15 protein-coding genes and 1 riboswitch are annotated in these 14,433 nt (G+C 48.3%); of the genes, 10 read left to right on the top strand and 5 right to left on the bottom strand.

The features are described 5' to 3' along the window. Position 1 precedes the first annotated feature (1 nt). Positions 2 to 1,012 carry a BMP family ABC transporter substrate-binding protein gene (locus HPY31_RS14660; protein WP_172141305.1) on the bottom strand — a complete coding sequence of 337 codons (1,011 nt, stop codon included), beginning with the start codon at positions 1,010 to 1,012 and terminating at the stop codon, positions 2 to 4. 173 nt (positions 1,013 to 1,185) lie between these two features. Here HPY31_RS14660 and HPY31_RS14655 point away from each other — a divergent pair, with 173 nt between their 5' ends. Both HPY31_RS14655 and HPY31_RS14650 read left to right on the top strand, forming a co-directional pair. Next, entirely contained in the window at positions 1,186 to 1,377 is a 192-nt protein-coding gene (locus HPY31_RS14655) for a hypothetical protein (RefSeq protein ID WP_172141304.1), read from the top strand. A gap of 119 nt (positions 1,378 to 1,496) precedes the next feature. Beyond that, positions 1,497 to 1,850, top strand: a complete 354-nt coding sequence (locus HPY31_RS14650; RefSeq protein ID WP_015893174.1) for a response regulator — start codon at positions 1,497 to 1,499, stop codon at positions 1,848 to 1,850. Positions 1,851 to 1,916: 66 nt separating this feature from the next. Here HPY31_RS14650 and HPY31_RS14645 read toward each other — a convergent pair whose 3' ends face one another. Beyond that, positions 1,917 to 2,903, bottom strand: a complete 987-nt coding sequence (locus HPY31_RS14645; RefSeq protein WP_172141303.1) for an ornithine cyclodeaminase family protein — start codon at positions 2,901 to 2,903, stop codon at positions 1,917 to 1,919. Positions 2,904 to 3,117: 214 nt separating this feature from the next. Here HPY31_RS14645 and HPY31_RS14640 point away from each other — a divergent pair, with 214 nt between their 5' ends. The 3 genes from HPY31_RS14640 (at position 3,118) to ald (ending at position 6,275) form a co-directional block, all read left to right on the top strand. Further along, positions 3,118 to 3,699 (top strand): helix-turn-helix domain-containing protein, encoded by a 582-nt coding sequence (locus HPY31_RS14640; RefSeq protein ID WP_172141403.1) that lies wholly within the window; start codon positions 3,118 to 3,120, stop codon positions 3,697 to 3,699. Between the two features lie 81 nt (positions 3,700 to 3,780). Continuing rightward, the gene (locus tag HPY31_RS14635) at positions 3,781 to 5,019 is read left to right on the top strand and encodes a PucR family transcriptional regulator (RefSeq protein WP_064201559.1); all 1,239 of its coding nucleotides are present in this window, start codon (positions 3,781 to 3,783) and stop codon (positions 5,017 to 5,019) included. A 131-nt stretch (positions 5,020 to 5,150) separates the two neighbouring features. Continuing rightward, positions 5,151 to 6,275, top strand: coding sequence for an alanine dehydrogenase (gene ald / locus HPY31_RS14630; protein WP_015893170.1), 1,125 nt, complete (start codon positions 5,151 to 5,153; stop codon positions 6,273 to 6,275). A gap of 63 nt (positions 6,276 to 6,338) precedes the next feature. On the opposite strand, the gene HPY31_RS14625 is transcribed toward ald, so the two are convergent. The 3 genes from HPY31_RS14625 to HPY31_RS14615 are packed head-to-tail and all read right to left on the bottom strand — an operon-like array spanning position 6,339 to position 9,986. Then, entirely contained in the window at positions 6,339 to 7,517 is a 1,179-nt protein-coding gene (locus HPY31_RS14625) for a Ger(x)C family spore germination protein (RefSeq protein ID WP_172141302.1), read from the bottom strand. Continuing rightward, positions 7,514 to 8,896 carry a spore germination protein gene (locus HPY31_RS14620; protein ID WP_172141301.1) on the bottom strand — a complete coding sequence of 461 codons (1,383 nt, stop codon included), beginning with the start codon at positions 8,894 to 8,896 and terminating at the stop codon, positions 7,514 to 7,516. Before HPY31_RS14620 ends, HPY31_RS14625 begins: the two co-directional genes overlap by 4 nt. Continuing rightward, positions 8,886 to 9,986, bottom strand: coding sequence for a GerAB/ArcD/ProY family transporter (locus HPY31_RS14615; RefSeq protein WP_172141300.1), 1,101 nt, complete (start codon positions 9,984 to 9,986; stop codon positions 8,886 to 8,888). The genes HPY31_RS14620 and HPY31_RS14615 overlap by 11 nt, the downstream gene beginning before the upstream one ends. Positions 9,987 to 10,137: 151 nt before the next feature. Between HPY31_RS14615 and HPY31_RS14610 the strand changes: the two genes are divergently transcribed. The 5 genes from HPY31_RS14610 to HPY31_RS14590 all read left to right on the top strand — a co-directional run bounded on the left by HPY31_RS14610 (position 10,138) and on the right by HPY31_RS14590 (position 14,384). Then, positions 10,138 to 11,229 (top strand): quinone-dependent dihydroorotate dehydrogenase, encoded by a 1,092-nt coding sequence (locus HPY31_RS14610; protein WP_015893166.1) that lies wholly within the window; start codon positions 10,138 to 10,140, stop codon positions 11,227 to 11,229. 134 nt (positions 11,230 to 11,363) lie between these two features. After that, positions 11,364 to 11,557: riboswitch (cobalamin riboswitch) on the top strand. A gap of 142 nt (positions 11,558 to 11,699) precedes the next feature. Further along, positions 11,700 to 12,464 carry an energy-coupling factor ABC transporter permease gene (locus HPY31_RS14605; protein WP_016742902.1) on the top strand — a complete coding sequence of 255 codons (765 nt, stop codon included), beginning with the start codon at positions 11,700 to 11,702 and terminating at the stop codon, positions 12,462 to 12,464. Beyond that, entirely contained in the window at positions 12,461 to 12,745 is a 285-nt protein-coding gene (locus HPY31_RS14600) for an energy-coupling factor ABC transporter substrate-binding protein (RefSeq protein WP_016742903.1), read from the top strand. The genes HPY31_RS14605 and HPY31_RS14600 overlap by 4 nt, the downstream gene beginning before the upstream one ends. After that, positions 12,742 to 13,539: a cobalt ECF transporter T component CbiQ gene (gene cbiQ, locus HPY31_RS14595; RefSeq protein WP_172141299.1), complete on the top strand. Its 798-nt coding sequence runs from the start codon at positions 12,742 to 12,744 to the stop codon at positions 13,537 to 13,539. The genes HPY31_RS14600 and cbiQ overlap by 4 nt, the downstream gene beginning before the upstream one ends. Continuing rightward, complete coding sequence (locus HPY31_RS14590) at positions 13,536 to 14,384, top strand: energy-coupling factor ABC transporter ATP-binding protein (protein WP_172141298.1); 849 nt, start codon at positions 13,536 to 13,538, stop codon at positions 14,382 to 14,384. Before cbiQ ends, HPY31_RS14590 begins: the two co-directional genes overlap by 4 nt. The last annotated feature ends 49 nt before the right edge of the window (positions 14,385 to 14,433 follow it).

Below are 14,433 nucleotides of genomic sequence, written 5' to 3'. Positions count from 1 at the left end.
ATTAACCTCCATACGAGCCACGGGAAGGAATGAAATTTTGCAGTTCCCGTTCTAAATCTTTACGTACATTTTCTGGCACCATGTGTCCGAATTGACTAAGATGGTTGACCCCTTCTGCAAGTCCGTACATGACTTTTCCATTGGGGAGATCCCCTTGAATAAACTGTTCCATGATGATGCGGTAGCACTGACGAACATCCTGCATCATGGAGGCCAGCACGTATTCTGGAGCGATGTAGCGTTGATCGGCAATGTATCCGATGGTAAATACTCCTGCGCGCTGCGCTTCTGTAATCACTTCGAGATTGAAGCTGTCGCCTGTGGTGTAGATGACATCCACGCCTTGTGAAATCATGTTGCGAGTCGTGCGAATGGCCCCCGTACTATCATTGAAATCAGGTACCTTTCCAATAACGATGGTAGTGTTGGGCGATGCCTTTTTCACTCCTTCGATAAAGCCTTCTACTTGCGTTAACTCGGTGGGCTTGTCCACCATGATGTATCCGACTTTATCCGATTTCGTCATTTTGGCGGCAAGGATACCGACGAGCTTGCCGGCAGGCTTCATATCGTAACGAATCGTCGTCTGATTCGGATGCGGAGCCTCTCCGTTGAAGGAAACAAAGTGTGATTTCGGATAGCGAAGCGCTACGTCTGTAAAAGGATCAGAGAAGATGAGGCCATGACCGAGTATGAGATCATAGTCGTTGGCTGCATATTTCTCAGCCACCTTTCTGATCTGCTCCGGTTTTATATTATTGGCGATTTCGAGTGAAAAGTTAAATCTTTTTTGCAGTTCTGTCATACTCTCCAGTGCACTGCTGTTCCAGCCCTGATCATATGTGGGACCCTCCAGCAATAGGGCGACACGCACTTTGTCAGAAGAATGGCTGCTTTTATTCATGACTTTATCGAGATGCTTCATACTTGTAACGAATTGACTGGAAATGAGCAGAAGCAGCCCAACTACCAAACCAGTAAATAAGACGGGAAATGGCAGCAGCTTTGGCATGCGGGATTCCTCCATAGAAAAAAAGCATAATCCACCTGAAAATATAGATACACGTCATGCCTATTATATCGGTTCTCGGAGGGTTGTGCATGGAAAAAAGGGATACGGACAGCCTAAGCATATGGAGAACATATCCCCCTGCCAAGAGGGAACAGAAGGGAGGCGTACACGCGATGGAAAACGATATGGTGGAAATCCCCCAGATTCATATTCCTGATGAGGTTACACAGGTCGATCGACCGGAGATTGGAGAGACTACTCCACACCCGAAACCAGAAAGCCCTCTGGCGTCGAGCGGAACAGCCGAACTCGACAGTGAGAGCGATTCGAATGAGAGCAGTGAACGAATCGGTTTTATTTCATAAAGCCGATCGGATTTGGCGCCATTCGACAAAAGAAGTCAATTTCTCTCGTGGACAAGGCTTGCGATTTCTGCAAAAGTAGGAGGTAGAATAGCAAGCGAGATGCGAGGGGATAAGACTGCATGGCCCGATTGCTGATAGTAGATGACGCAGCCTTCACCAGAAGGGTGCTGACGGATATGTTAGGCGAGCAACATGAAGTTTGTGGAGAAGCGAGCAATGGTTTGGAGGCAATTGAAAAGTACAAGGAGCTCAGGCCAGATATTGTCACCATGGATATTACTATGCCGCACATGCACGGGATTGAAGCCACGCGTCACATCTTGGATTTTGACCGTGATGCCAAAATTTTGATCTGCTCGGCAGTCGGGCACCGGCAGAAGGTGCTAGAAGCGATGAGGACAGGAGCGAGTGATTTCGTCGTAAAGCCTTTTCAAAAAGAGCAGATTCTCGATGCAATCGCACGACTTTTGTAAACAGGAAAAAGCAAACAGCCGCCAAATCCCGGTTGGGAAGGCGGCTGTTTTTCTATCAGAGAAGATTTACAAGCTGATTTCTGTTCCCATGCCGCTTGATTTCGCCCGTTCATAGACCGTCTTGGCTACTGCTGTGTCCAAGTAGGCAACACCCACTGATTTGTACAGCGTGATTTCTTCTTCGTTTTCGCGGCCCGACTTTTCCCCAATCAGAATGTCTCCCAGCTCAGCGTGCATTTGTTCAAAGCTCCATTCCCCGCGTTCGATCGGAATGAGCAGATCGCCTGCTTCGTGCCGGGCTCCCTCCAGCGTATCGACCACGACTTTGCTGTTTTGTACGGTAGTCAAGTCGACCTCCTGCATATGAGGAAGAAAAGCACCGATGGCATTGATATGCGTACCAGGACGCAAGCGAGCTCCATCAAACAACGGGCTGGTAGCCTTGGTGCTGCAAATCACGATTTCGGCATTCGCAACCGCTTCATTGGCATCATCCATAACCGTGATTTCGCCTTGCCACTCCGGATAGAGGGAGAGTAGTGTTTGTTTCATTTCGTCCGCTTTTTGGCGTGTGCGGTTATAGAGATAAATGTTTGTCAGCGGACGGACCTCCATGACGGCTTGAATCTGTCCGATGGATTGTGCCCCGCATCCCAATACAGCACAGCTTTGTGCATTTTCTTTTGCCAAGTATTTGGTGGCAACGCCACTGCTTGCACCTGTGCGCATAATCGTTAACAGGCTTGCGTCCATCATCGCCACATGCTGTCCCGTTTTTGCTTCTGTCAACACGATGACGCTTTGGAGTGCTTTGATCTCGTGCTGGTGATTCTCCGGGAAAATGCTGATGATTTTTACCGCTACATAATCGTCCGTTTCCAAATAGGACGGCATGTATAGACTGGTTGCTCCATATTTCGGATGGTCAATGGCAGTACGAACAGGAGTGGTGACATTTCCCAGCATATGCTCACGGAAGACGTGTTCCACATCTTTCAAGCAATCTTTCATCGTGTAGATTTGTTCAATGTTATCACGGCTTAATACGAGCATGACATTCATCCTTTCATCGGGAGACTTTGTCAGTAGATATTGAAGTGTCACTTCAATTTGTAAAAATAAAACAATCGCAAATTCAGATAATAATAAAAATTATAAAATGCAACACAATTACCAGCAATAGTAAAAATTGATACTTATGCTAACTTTACAACTTTTTTCGGGAAAGAGTATGATAGACCTATCCTTTTTACGGCGAGGTATGCAAATGGAACCCACCATTGGTGTATTAATCAAATCGCTTCGTGTCGGCAAAAAGAAGACACTCAAGCAAATTGCGGAAAAAACACAGCTGTCGATCAGCTTTTTGTCCCAAGTAGAGCGTGGGAAGTCTTCCATTACGCTGGAGTCATTGAAAAAAATTTCGGAAGCCTTGGGAGTGAGCCCAGGCTATTTCTTTTCGGGCGAGTCGAGTGGAGGGAATGAGCAGGTACGCAGGGCGAGCAAGGAGCGATCTGGGCTTCTGCATGCGCCTTTTGTGTATGAGGACCTGTCCAGTGATTTGGCGAATCCGACGTTGGTACCGATTCTCGTCACGCTATCCCCGCATGGAGAGAAAGGCACGCCTTTTGTTCATCAGGGGCAAGAGTTTATTTATGTCCTGGAGGGTGTGCTGACACTTTTACTGGGGGAAGAGGAGCATGATTTGTTCCCTGGTGACAGCATTCACATGGATTCATCCGTACCGCACAACTGGGTGAACCGTACAGGCGAGGTCACCAGATTCCTTTGTGTCAATTCCCATGATAGCGACAGGATTCCGATCGCTCCTCATTCCGCTCCTCATTAATGGAGCGAGAGCGTTTAGCGAAGTCATGTTTTTTACTATAATAGAGGAACACGTAGAAAAGAGCGGTAAAGAGGTGAAAGCGTGCCCGTAGAGCCTAACTATTTTCAACAGTATCAGCATGCTGATATCGACGAATTAGCTGATGTCATTGGAGAACTTTTGCAAAATCCGATTACGGTTGAAGATGCCGATCATAAACTGATTGCTTACAGCTCACACGGAGAAAGCACAGATGAAGCGCGCTGGTCTACCATCATGGGACGACGGGTACCGGAAAAAGTGCTGACGCGCCTCTGGAAGGACGGCGTATTCCAGGAGCTGTTAACGCACGACAACCCCGTACACATCCCGGCCAAGGACGAAATCGGCTTGGGGAAGCGTGTGGCGATTGCCATTCGCAGAGGGAGCGACGTGCTCGGTTACATTTGGGCACAAGAGGTGAATCGACCAATTACCCAGGAAGATGATGAAATTCTTCGTCAGGCAGCACGCGTAGCTGTCTCGCGTCTCATCCAACGGCAGGGAAAACGCAAGGCGGAAGAACAGCGACGCAAGGAATTTCTGTGGGAGCTGTTGTTGGGGAATCACAGCAGTGAGGCTGGCATTCGCCAAAAAGCGGACACCTTGCAGATGCAGCTTCCGACCTCTTATTTAATTTGTATTATTGAAGCGGCAGGAGCCCGTCTGGACCAGTACTTATATCCGTTGTTAATGCGTGACAAGCTGCTCTGGGTTGTCGACGGATCGCAAATCATCTTATTGATCGGTCTGTCCGATGCGAAAAAAGAGAAGAGTGATGTGCTCATTCGCAAGGTGGAACAGTTCCTCGCAGACTCGCTCGGCAAGCTCGAAGCACATGTCACAGAAGGACGCCAGGTGATTGCCGGGTACGGGAGAGATTACAAGTCTTATACGGATATTGTGAAAAGCTACAGGGAAGCGCTGCATGCGCTCAAGATCAAAAAGCTGTTTCCTCAAGAAAATGAAGGGATTCACGGGTATCACGAGCTGGGGATTTATCGATATTTACTTCAACTGAAGCAGTGGGAAGAGGAGCAGGGCTATCAGAATGAACGGCTGGAAAAGCTCAGACAGTACGATCGCGACAACCAGACGACACTCTTGACGACATTGGAGACTTTTTTGGATGCGGCTGGCAAGGTCAACAAGACAGCAGAGCGCCTGCATATCCACATCAATACGTTGAGCTACCGACTGAGACGAATTGAGGAGATCATGCGTGTCGATCTCGATAATATGAACCAGCGCGCTGCCTTATATTTAGAGCTGAAAATAGCCAAATTAGATGGGGAACAGTAGTTTGTTTGTGAATTTTCACAAATGAAAAGATGCTAAAATTAAAGGAATCTCCAAGGAGTATGCCCGAAGATACGCTGTACAATAATAGTAACCGCAAAGAAATTGGCGTTTCCAAGGAGGACATACTTATCATGATCGTTGGAATTCCAAAAGAAATTAAAAATAATGAGAACCGCGTAGCCATTACTCCAGCAGGTGTAGCTGCTCTGGTGCAAAACGGACATTCCGTTCGTGTAGAAACAAGCGCAGGGCAAGGCAGTGGTTTTACGAATGAAGATTACAAGGCAGTAGGCGCTGAGATCGTAGAAACAGCAGCAGAGGCATGGGCGTCTGACATGGTAATGAAAGTAAAAGAACCACTCCCTGCTGAATACGGATATTTCCGCGAGGGTCTGATTCTGTTCACGTATTTGCATCTCGCACCAGAGCCTGAATTGACGCGTGAATTGCTTGATAAAAAAGTGATTGCAATCGCTTACGAAACCATCCAGCTCGACAATGGCGCTCTGCCTCTGTTGATGCCGATGTCTGAAGTAGCAGGTCGCATGTCCGTTCAAATCGGCGCGCAATTCTTGGAAAAGCAATACGGTGGAAAAGGCGTTCTGCTCGGTGGCGTACCAGGCGTACCAAAAGGCGAGGTAGTCGTAATCGGCGGCGGGATCGTAGGAACAAACGCAGCGAAAATGGCGCTTGGACTGGGTGCAAATGTAACCATTATCGATGTAAACGCAGACCGTCTGCGCCAACTGGATGACCTGTTCCAAGGCCGCGTTCAGACGCTGATGTCCAATTCCTTCAACATCGCAAACGCTGTGAAAAAAGCAGATTTGCTGGTAGGCGCTGTACTCATTCCAGGTGCTCGTGCTCCACGTCTGGTAACAGAAGACATGGTAAAAGAGATGTCACCTGGTTCAGTGATCGTAGACGTTGCGATTGACCAAGGCGGATCGATCGAAACCGTTGACCGCATCACGACTCATGACAAGCCAACCTATGAGAAGCATGGTGTGATTCACTACGCGGTAGCGAACATGCCTGGTGCAGTCGCTCGTACATCTACATTGGCCCTGACCAACGTAACCGTTCCTTACGCGGTACAATTGGCGAACAAAGGCTACGCACAAGCGATTCGCGACAACAAAGCATTGGCAAAAGGCGTAAACGTCATCGACGGAAAAGTAGCTTACAAGGCTGTCGCTGATGCGCATAACCTGCCGTATGCTTCTATCGAAGAAGTTTTGCTGGTGAAAAACTAGCTTCAACGGTAAATAGAAAAGAAGAAACTGCTTGTCCGAGCTTACGGCAAGCAGTTTTTTTATTTATTCAGTCGGCCGAAGCGGGTCAGGGTATTTGACCGAATCCATCTTCATTTTTCCAGAATCACTTAAGTACATATTCACCTGGATTTCGGTCAGGGAATCAGGTGTGAGCTTATTGCGCTTGCGTATTTCGTATTTTCGCCAAGCCTGGTAGTCCTTTTTAAACAAACTCTCCTCCAAGCTATATAGATCAACCCCTGCCTTGACTCCTTTTAGAAATGTCCCGCGAATTTGCTCGGCTACCTGTTCTTCGGAGCTTTTTTGTACGAAAGCAGGCGTAACCGTACTCAACATTTCACGAACGAACCCCTTTAGACGAACATTGACCTGATAACGAGGATGCTCTCCGGTGGTAATCGGAATGATGTCCAATTGAACGTGCTCGATGCGCATAGTTGCTTTGGGAATGTTGTTTTGTCTCACAACGAGGCCAGCAAATTTCGTATCATGATTCATCCATCGAATCCCCATTAAATCACGATTGGGAAAGTAACCCTGCCAATTTCCACGATGAATGGCGTGGATGCCATCGATGGAGAGACGAGAAATAAAACGGTTATTTTCTTTCCAGGAACGCTTGTACAGCGTGATGTTTGGCAATAGCACGGTGCTTGACGGCTCCCAAAAGTCCGAGATAAACCGAAAAAATTGGATCGGCTCGATAAACGAACGCTGCTCGTAAACATCCTTTGGCTGATGCAAAAGAGAGTCCAATGGAGAAAATCCGACCAAAGAATGAGAGCTTAATACTTTGTCAATCGGCTCCCGTGTTCCGAATACCCATTTGGTGTAACGAATCAGACCGTATCGATTCATAATATCATGGGAGGTAATAACGCCCTTTTGCAAGAGACGCTCATGAAATACGAGGGAGGATACAAAACCTAGAAATACGGGCACCTGTGCGTTTTTTTGCAGGTTATCAAAGGCAGATTGAAGTGTTTTTCCTTTTCCGATCGAAATGGTGGCAGGAGGTGCTTGCAGGGTGGTTGATGATTCCTGCTTGGCGACCGTAGACAGATCGGTAGATTGGGCGTATAAAACATACTCATTGTTGACGAAATCAATGCCCATGGCAGATAAGTAGCGAAGGTCCTGAATCGACTTCTGGTCCCAGCAACCCCCAAGAAGAATGGATGCCAACAGCAGCACAGTAAAAGCGTTGCGCATGCCCTTCATTTGTTATCGCCACCTTTCGCAAATCTCGTCCGAAAAAAGCTGGTCAAGGACTTAAACATGACATTGATCAGCGTGGACACAGAGTTGGAAGAACCCATCAAAATATACGATCTGCCAAACGAGGTCAAGGTGGACAAGTAGTACACAATGGCAATCATCCCGAGGACAAAGCCGTACATGCCGATGGTTGCAGCAAGGAAGAAAACGGTAAAACGCACAACTGTTACCGCGCCGCTTAATGCCTGATTGACCAGTGTGAAGGAGGCGACGACGGTAAGGGAGCCGATGAACAGCATCGACGGCGATGTCAGTCCTGCACGAATGGAGGCATCGCCGATAATCAGTGCACCGACAAGTGCCAGTGTTTGCCCGACGTTTTTGGGCAGACGGGCACCTGCCTCGCGCAGAAACTCAAAAATAAATAAAATGATAAATAGCTCCATCGGCGCGGAAAACGGTAACCCTTTTCGGCCCTGTGTAACGGTAGCGAGCAATTGAAAAGGATATTGCTCTACATTATAGGCACACAGTGCAATCCAGAAGCCAGGCAGAAAGATTGCGATCCAAAATCCCCCCAGTCGCAGCATGCGTTCCAGCCATACATAGGTAACAGGATATTGATCGTCTTCAGGAGTTTTGATCAGTTCCAGCAAGGTTACAGGTGCCACGATGCACAAGGGCGAACCGTCTACCAACACGATGACCTTGCCTTGCAGCAGCATGTAGATCGCAAAATCAGGACGTCCCGTATAATTAACCAAGGGAAACACCGAACGAGTGTTGTCGCTCAGCATTTTTTCCAGAATGGCGCTGTTCACAATTTTTTTTGACGTACATTTGCGTAGTCTTTCGCGCATCATCTCTACCAGATCTTCAGATACCCCGTCTGTGATATACATTATGCCGACTCTTGTGCGTGAACGCGTTCCGAGAATAAAAGGCTCATAAGCCAGGGTAATGGTTCGCATACGCTTGCGAATGAGAGCAACGTTCGTGGAAATATCCTCAACGAAACCGTCCCGGGGACCTTTGATCGAAATCTCCGTATTGGCTTCCTCAGTGCCGCGCTCTGGCCGCTTAGAAATATCCCAGGCGAAGGGAGGAGTATCACCAATAAAAATCAGCAAATCTCCAGCAAAAAGTCGCTCAATCCACAGCTCTGAATCCGTGAAAAGGGGGATGAGGGGCAGAGAGCGCAAATCCCCCTCAGTCAGGAAGCGCTCAAGCTGTGGCAATGCTGTATCCTGTAATTGACGAATGTCTGAAAGCCCTTCACAATAAAGCATCAACACAGGCTGATCCTCGGTTGTGACCATGCTCATAAAAATAATGTCCGCACAATGCGCGAATTTTTCCCGCAGTTCCTCTTCAAGGGTCATAAGGGGTCTCCTCCTGTCTGGATGGTTTGCGCAGGGAAATCAGGATGAGTGCGAGTGTGACAATGATCATAAGGACGAAGTAAAGCGGATAGTATACGTGCGTGAGGAAGGAAACGAACTGCATGTCGCTATACGGGAGGCTGGTAAAGGCGATCATGCTCCCCCCGAGAAACAGGATCGTGTATTTGCGCTGTTTTCTGGTATGGATCGTGAGTAACTCCCCCAGAAGCAGCAAGCAGATAGTGATTCGAATAAAAGCGCCAGAGAGCCACTGGAAAATCGAGAAGAACTCCATATTTTCGATGTCTTTTCCAATGGTGAGGAGCCGCCATTGTTCAAATGCCGGAAAACGTTGACGGGCAGATTCGACAGGTCCGAATTCTGCAATCGCCCCTGTCAACGGACTGAGTGTCAACAGAACCGTAATGCCGAGCATAACGAAATAGTGTACGAGGCGGAGTGGCTTGCGGATGTGATGCTGAAGCAATAGCAACAGAAACAGCTCGGTTATACCACCGCCAAAGTAGAGCATCCCCATTATCAGAGGACGATAACCGTTCTGGAAAAGCGGTAGTAAAAGACTATAATCCTTTTTGGGAATATTGCCAAAAGCGACAAAAAATCCAAGCAACACGACGATAGGCAGAAGTATTACTGCTGTAATTCCAACAGAGGTTATTCCCCCGATAGCTGCGAGCACACATAAGCCCATCAAGGCGAATGCAGTCACCCATTCGGGTGTTCGAGGCAGATAATTGACGGTAGTCCATGTCTGGGTATCGATCAGATTGGTTAACGCCATCAAATACAGGCAGATCATGATCGGAGTGAGCAAAAGGTGGCTGACAATATTTCCTGTTCGCTGCTGAAGCCATTCATACAAGGCTTGTTGTTTTATTGTTCGATTGATCACAAACAATAAATACACCCACAAGGAAAAAGGAATACCAGCAACCAACACGCTCAACCAAGCATCTCTTCCGGCTTTACTCAATAAGAGGGGAATGACGGTTACGTGGTTCGTAATGCCGATCGTCAGCATCATCACCATAATGGCTTGACCAATCCCGATTTTTCCGTCCACTTTCATGAAAGACTAATCCCCCTGTGCGTGGTGGTGCTGTTAGGATTTGCCTGCTTACTTGGAAATATGTATCACGTATAAAGGTTACATCCTCCCGAAAAAGTATGGTATTCTACTATGAGGTAAAAAGGTAGAAACGGAGTAAGGAGTGCAGCCGATGTATCAGCTCATAAGAAAATATCTGTTCCAGCAAGATGCGGAAGAGATTCATGAAAAGACAATTGGTGCCTTAAGGCTGGTGGAGGATTCTGCTCCAGGCAAAAGCATCCTGAAGATGATCTATCAGGTAAAAGACCAGCGGTTGGAGAACAAGCTGTGGGGAATGACGTTTCCGAATCCAGTCGGACTTGCAGCGGGTTTTGATAAAAATGCAGAAGTCTATCATGCGTTGGGTGCTCTTGGTTTTGGGTTTGTGGAAATCGGGACATTGACGCCGCAGGGGCAGCCAGGCAATCCAAAGCCCCGATTGTTCCGATTGCCGGAACATCAAGCTGTCATTAACCGGATGGGCTTCAACAATCACGGTGCGTATCTGGCTTCCCAGCATTTGGTCGATTACGCATACTCAGATGTTCCGATTGGGATTAACATTGGGAAAAACAAAGTAACGCCGAATGAAGAAGCGGCCGTCGATTATAGCAAATGTATGGACATGCTCTATGCATACGGTCACTATTTCGTGATTAACATCAGCTCTCCGAATACCCCGAATCTTCGTGACTTGCAGGAAACGGAGAGCTTGCGTCATTTAGTGCGTGCAGTAAAAGAAAAGGCAACTGAAATGGAAGGGCGTTCCATCAAGAAAAAGCCGATTTTGCTAAAAGTAGCGCCAGACATGTCGGATGAGCACATGCGCGATGTTGTTCATGCTGCTGTAGAAGAAGGCATTTCCGGAATTATTGCTACCAATACGACACTGTCACGCGAGGCCGTTTCCGGACATCGATTTGCTGAGGAAGCGGGCGGACTGAGCGGAAGACCTCTTACAGAGCGTTCCACAGCTTGGGTGAAGGAGATTTATCAAGAAGTAGGAGACAAGGTACCAATCATCGGTGTCGGCGGTATTTATAATGGGGAAGACGCCTACGCGAAAATCCGGGCAGGAGCCAGTCTTGTTCAGGTGTACACGGGGATGATTTATCAGGGCCCAGGTATTGCCAAGCAAATCAACAAAAAACTGCTCAAGCTCATGCAACGAGATGGTTTTAAACATATTAGTGAAGTAATTGGCGTAGACGCAAAAGAATAGATAGAACAAAGTACGCATAGGTAGATGGTTCCGTTTGTAGTGGGTCATCTACTTATGCGTTTTCGCTTATATTCTTCCGATTTATGTAGTGATCCGGTATAATGATGTGGGACAAACATGAATTGTCAGTCAATTGTATATAGTCGGCGTTAGGTGCCTTTATGTGACACATAAAGGGTAACAGGGAATCGGGTGAAAGTCCCGAGCGGTCCCGCCACTGTAACCAGGGAGCTCTCTTTGAGAAGGAAACCACTCATCTTCGTATGGGGAAGGACAAGGAGCGCATAGATCTGGAAGCCAGGAGACCTACCTAGTAGCCACACCCACAGAACCTTCGCGGAAAGGAGCGGTGAATACGAGGCAATGAGGCTGTCTAATCAGTCTGTTGTTTTGTGTGCACATCTCGTCCACTGATGGATGGGATTTTTTTGTTTGGAGGAAAGAATGAAAGTCAGTGAAGGAGGATAAACATGAATCGATCTCGTCTCGTATCTACTTGTTTGATGATCGCGGGCTTTGTCTTGTATTTTTTGCTCAATGAACCTGAGACAGGACATGCGATGCACATCATGGAAGGGTATTTGCCATTATCCTGGGCCTTATTTTGGTGGGCTGTGTTCTTGCCATTCTTTATTCTTGGGATTCGCTCGATTAACAAGATTGTAAAAGAACATCCCGAGATGAAGCTCCTTATTGGCGTTGCAGGAGCATTTGCATTTGTTTTATCTGCACTGAAAATCCCTTCGGTTACAGGCAGCAGCTCTCACCCGACTGGAACGGGCCTTGGCGCGATTATGTTTGGGCCTTTTGCGATGTCTGTGTTAGGGAGTATGGTGCTCTTGTTTCAAGCCTTGCTTTTGGCGCATGGAGGTTTGACTACACTAGGGGCAAATGCTGTATCCATGGCAGTGGTAGGACCCATGGTGGCATACGGAATCTATCGGTTGATTATGAAAGTGGCCGGAAGTCAGCGTCTGGCGGTTTTTGCGGCGGCGGCTTTGGCTGATCTCGCTACCTATGTGGTGACTTCGCTTCAACTGGCACTCGCATTTCCAGCTGAATCTGGCGGAGTGTTGGCCTCATTTGCCAAATTCGCAGGAATTTTTGCGTTCACGCAAGTACCGCTCGCTATTAGTGAAGGTCTGTTGACCGTTCTTGTTTGGAACTGGTTGTTATCTTATAACGCAAAAGAGCTTACACAGCTTCGTTTGCTCAAACGGGAGGAATCGCTGTGAAAAAAGGATGGAACTGGCTTTTACTCTTGGGGGTAATCGTACTGGCTACTGTCCCGCTATTGCTGGTGCAAGACTCGGAATTTGGCGGCGCAGACGGCGTGGCAGAGGAAGCGATCAAGGAAATCGCTCCGAACTACGAACCTTGGTTTCAACCGCTGATAGAACCGCCAGGGGGAGAGACGGAGAGTCTATTGTTTGCGGTGCAGGCGGCGTTGGGAGCGGGAGTGGTTGGCTACGCCGTGGGCTTGTACAAAGGTCGGTTGGATAAACGGAAAAAATGAACGGGTTGCAGCTTGATTCTCTCTCTTATCAAAACAGGCTAAAACATCTGCCGCCAGCTCATAAGCTATTGCTGGCGAGTGCAATGCTACTGCTCGTCCTGGTGGGACATGTATGGATGCAGATGGCGGTCGTGGTTTGGATGACGGTATGGGTAGTGGTGTATGCTCGTATTCCTGTCCGTATCTACTGTGCCTTTATGATCGTGTCACTCTCGTTTTTCGCGGCGGGGCTCCCTGCTCTATTAATTGAAGGGGCGAGAGCAGGAGGAGTTCAGGTCCAGGTTGCGGCAGCATGGGAATTCGGTTCGTATGTGCTCTATGTGCCGATGTCCTCTTTCAGTAAAGTTTGGATCTTATTTTGGCGGACCATGGCGAGCTTATCTTGCTTTGCTTTCCTTTTGTTTACCGTGCCGTTTGCCGAAATCTTGCAGGTGCTTCGCCGGCTTCATATGCCTGTTCTTGTGACTGACTTATTAATGATCATGTATCGGTTTATTTTTGTGTTGGTAACGATTTCTCACCAGCTCTGGATTGCCCAACGTTCGCGCGGAGGTCATCGCGGCTTCCGGGCGACACTTCGGGATGCAGGGGTTCTCGTTGCGCAATTGTTTGTCAGAGCGATGCGTAAATACGAAGCGCTGCACAAAGGAATGGCGGCAAGAGGCTTCGGGGAGAGCATGCAGGTGCTTTCGTTTCATACCCATGCCCGCTCGCGCCGCTATGAGTGGGAAGCAATCGCAGGCTGTATACTGCTGGTGCTGCTTGAGTGGTGGACAGGAGGTTGGCGGTTATGACATCACGATTGTTGGAGTTCATCGATTTGCAGTACACGTATCCGGGAGGGCGGGAACCAGTCCTGTCAGGGCTGTCCTTATGGATTCCAGAGGGGAAAAAATGTGTTCTTTTGGGGCGGAATGGCTGTGGGAAGTCGACCCTGTTCTTGCATGGAAACGGGATCATCGAGCCACAGCAGGGACAGGTGCTGTGGAAGGGGAAACCGCTTGTCTACAAACGGGCCGCATTGCAAGAGATGACGCAAAAGGTTGGCTTGGTCTTTCAAGATCCCGAGCATCAGTTGATCGCAAGCACAGTCGCGGAAGATATATCTTACGGTTTATGCAATCAGAAGCTGCCTGTGGACGTAATCCGGGCCAAAGTAGAAAAGGTGCTGGATGCATTCGGGTTAAAAGAGCTGGCAGAAGTTCCGATTCATCATTTGAGCCTGGGACAAAAACGACGACTGGCACTCGCAGGGGTCATGGTCATGGAGCCAGAGCTTTTGCTATTGGACGAGCCTACTGCGTATCTGGATCGCTATCAGACCAAAAATTTGCTGAGGGAGCTCGATGCCATTCACCGGCAAGGAACGACTGTTTTGATGGCAACTCACGATATGGATATTGCGTTTGAATGGGCCGAGTGGATTTGCATCATGGATGAAGGCAGGCTTGTGTTCGCAGGAGATCCGCAGGAGGCATTGGAAAACAGAGACATGCTGGAAAGCCTTCATCTGGGTATGCCGTTGCTCGTTGATGTGTGGGAGGCACTGCCTGAGCAGTGGAAGCGAGAGTTGGGCGGAAATATTCCACGTTCGGTCGACGAGCTGAGAAAAATGCTCAGTGTTCAGCGGGTGTGGTGAATGGAGTGGGCGCTTTCGGGTAAGCTAACCCCAAAAAGCCATGGAGGTA

It is taken from the genome of Brevibacillus sp. HB1.3 (assembly GCF_013186635.1).
Taxonomy (GTDB): domain Bacteria; phylum Bacillota; class Bacilli; order Brevibacillales; family Brevibacillaceae; genus Brevibacillus; species Brevibacillus brevis_D.
The sequence above is the reverse complement of the archived record's forward strand: the minus strand, read 5'-3'. Positions and strand labels throughout refer to the sequence as shown.

Excerpts from the sequence above, each read along its gene's own strand:
- HPY31_RS14660 (WP_172141305.1), bottom strand. The coding sequence starts at position 1,012 with ATGCCAAAGCTGCTGCCATTTCCCGTCTTATTTACTGGTTTGGTAGTT.
- HPY31_RS14605 (WP_016742902.1), top strand. The coding sequence starts at position 11,700 with ATGAATCGATCTCGTCTCGTATCTACTTGTTTGATGATCGCGGGCTTT.
- HPY31_RS14610 (WP_015893166.1), top strand. The coding sequence starts at position 10,138 with ATGTATCAGCTCATAAGAAAATATCTGTTCCAGCAAGATGCGGAAGAG.
- ald (WP_015893170.1), top strand. The coding sequence starts at position 5,151 with ATGATCGTTGGAATTCCAAAAGAAATTAAAAATAATGAGAACCGCGTA.
- HPY31_RS14655 (WP_172141304.1), top strand. The coding sequence starts at position 1,186 with ATGGAAAACGATATGGTGGAAATCCCCCAGATTCATATTCCTGATGAG.
- HPY31_RS14620 (WP_172141301.1), bottom strand. The coding sequence starts at position 8,896 with ATGACCCTTGAAGAGGAACTGCGGGAAAAATTCGCGCATTGTGCGGAC.
- HPY31_RS14625 (WP_172141302.1), bottom strand. The coding sequence starts at position 7,517 with ATGAAGGGCATGCGCAACGCTTTTACTGTGCTGCTGTTGGCATCCATT.
- HPY31_RS14645 (WP_172141303.1), bottom strand. The coding sequence starts at position 2,903 with ATGCTCGTATTAAGCCGTGATAACATTGAACAAATCTACACGATGAAA.
- HPY31_RS14615 (WP_172141300.1), bottom strand. The coding sequence starts at position 9,986 with ATGAAAGTGGACGGAAAAATCGGGATTGGTCAAGCCATTATGGTGATG.
- HPY31_RS14650 (WP_015893174.1), top strand. The coding sequence starts at position 1,497 with ATGGCCCGATTGCTGATAGTAGATGACGCAGCCTTCACCAGAAGGGTG.
- cbiQ (WP_172141299.1), top strand. The coding sequence starts at position 12,742 with ATGAACGGGTTGCAGCTTGATTCTCTCTCTTATCAAAACAGGCTAAAA.
- HPY31_RS14640 (WP_172141403.1), top strand. The coding sequence starts at position 3,118 with ATGGAACCCACCATTGGTGTATTAATCAAATCGCTTCGTGTCGGCAAA.
- HPY31_RS14590 (WP_172141298.1), top strand. The coding sequence starts at position 13,536 with ATGACATCACGATTGTTGGAGTTCATCGATTTGCAGTACACGTATCCG.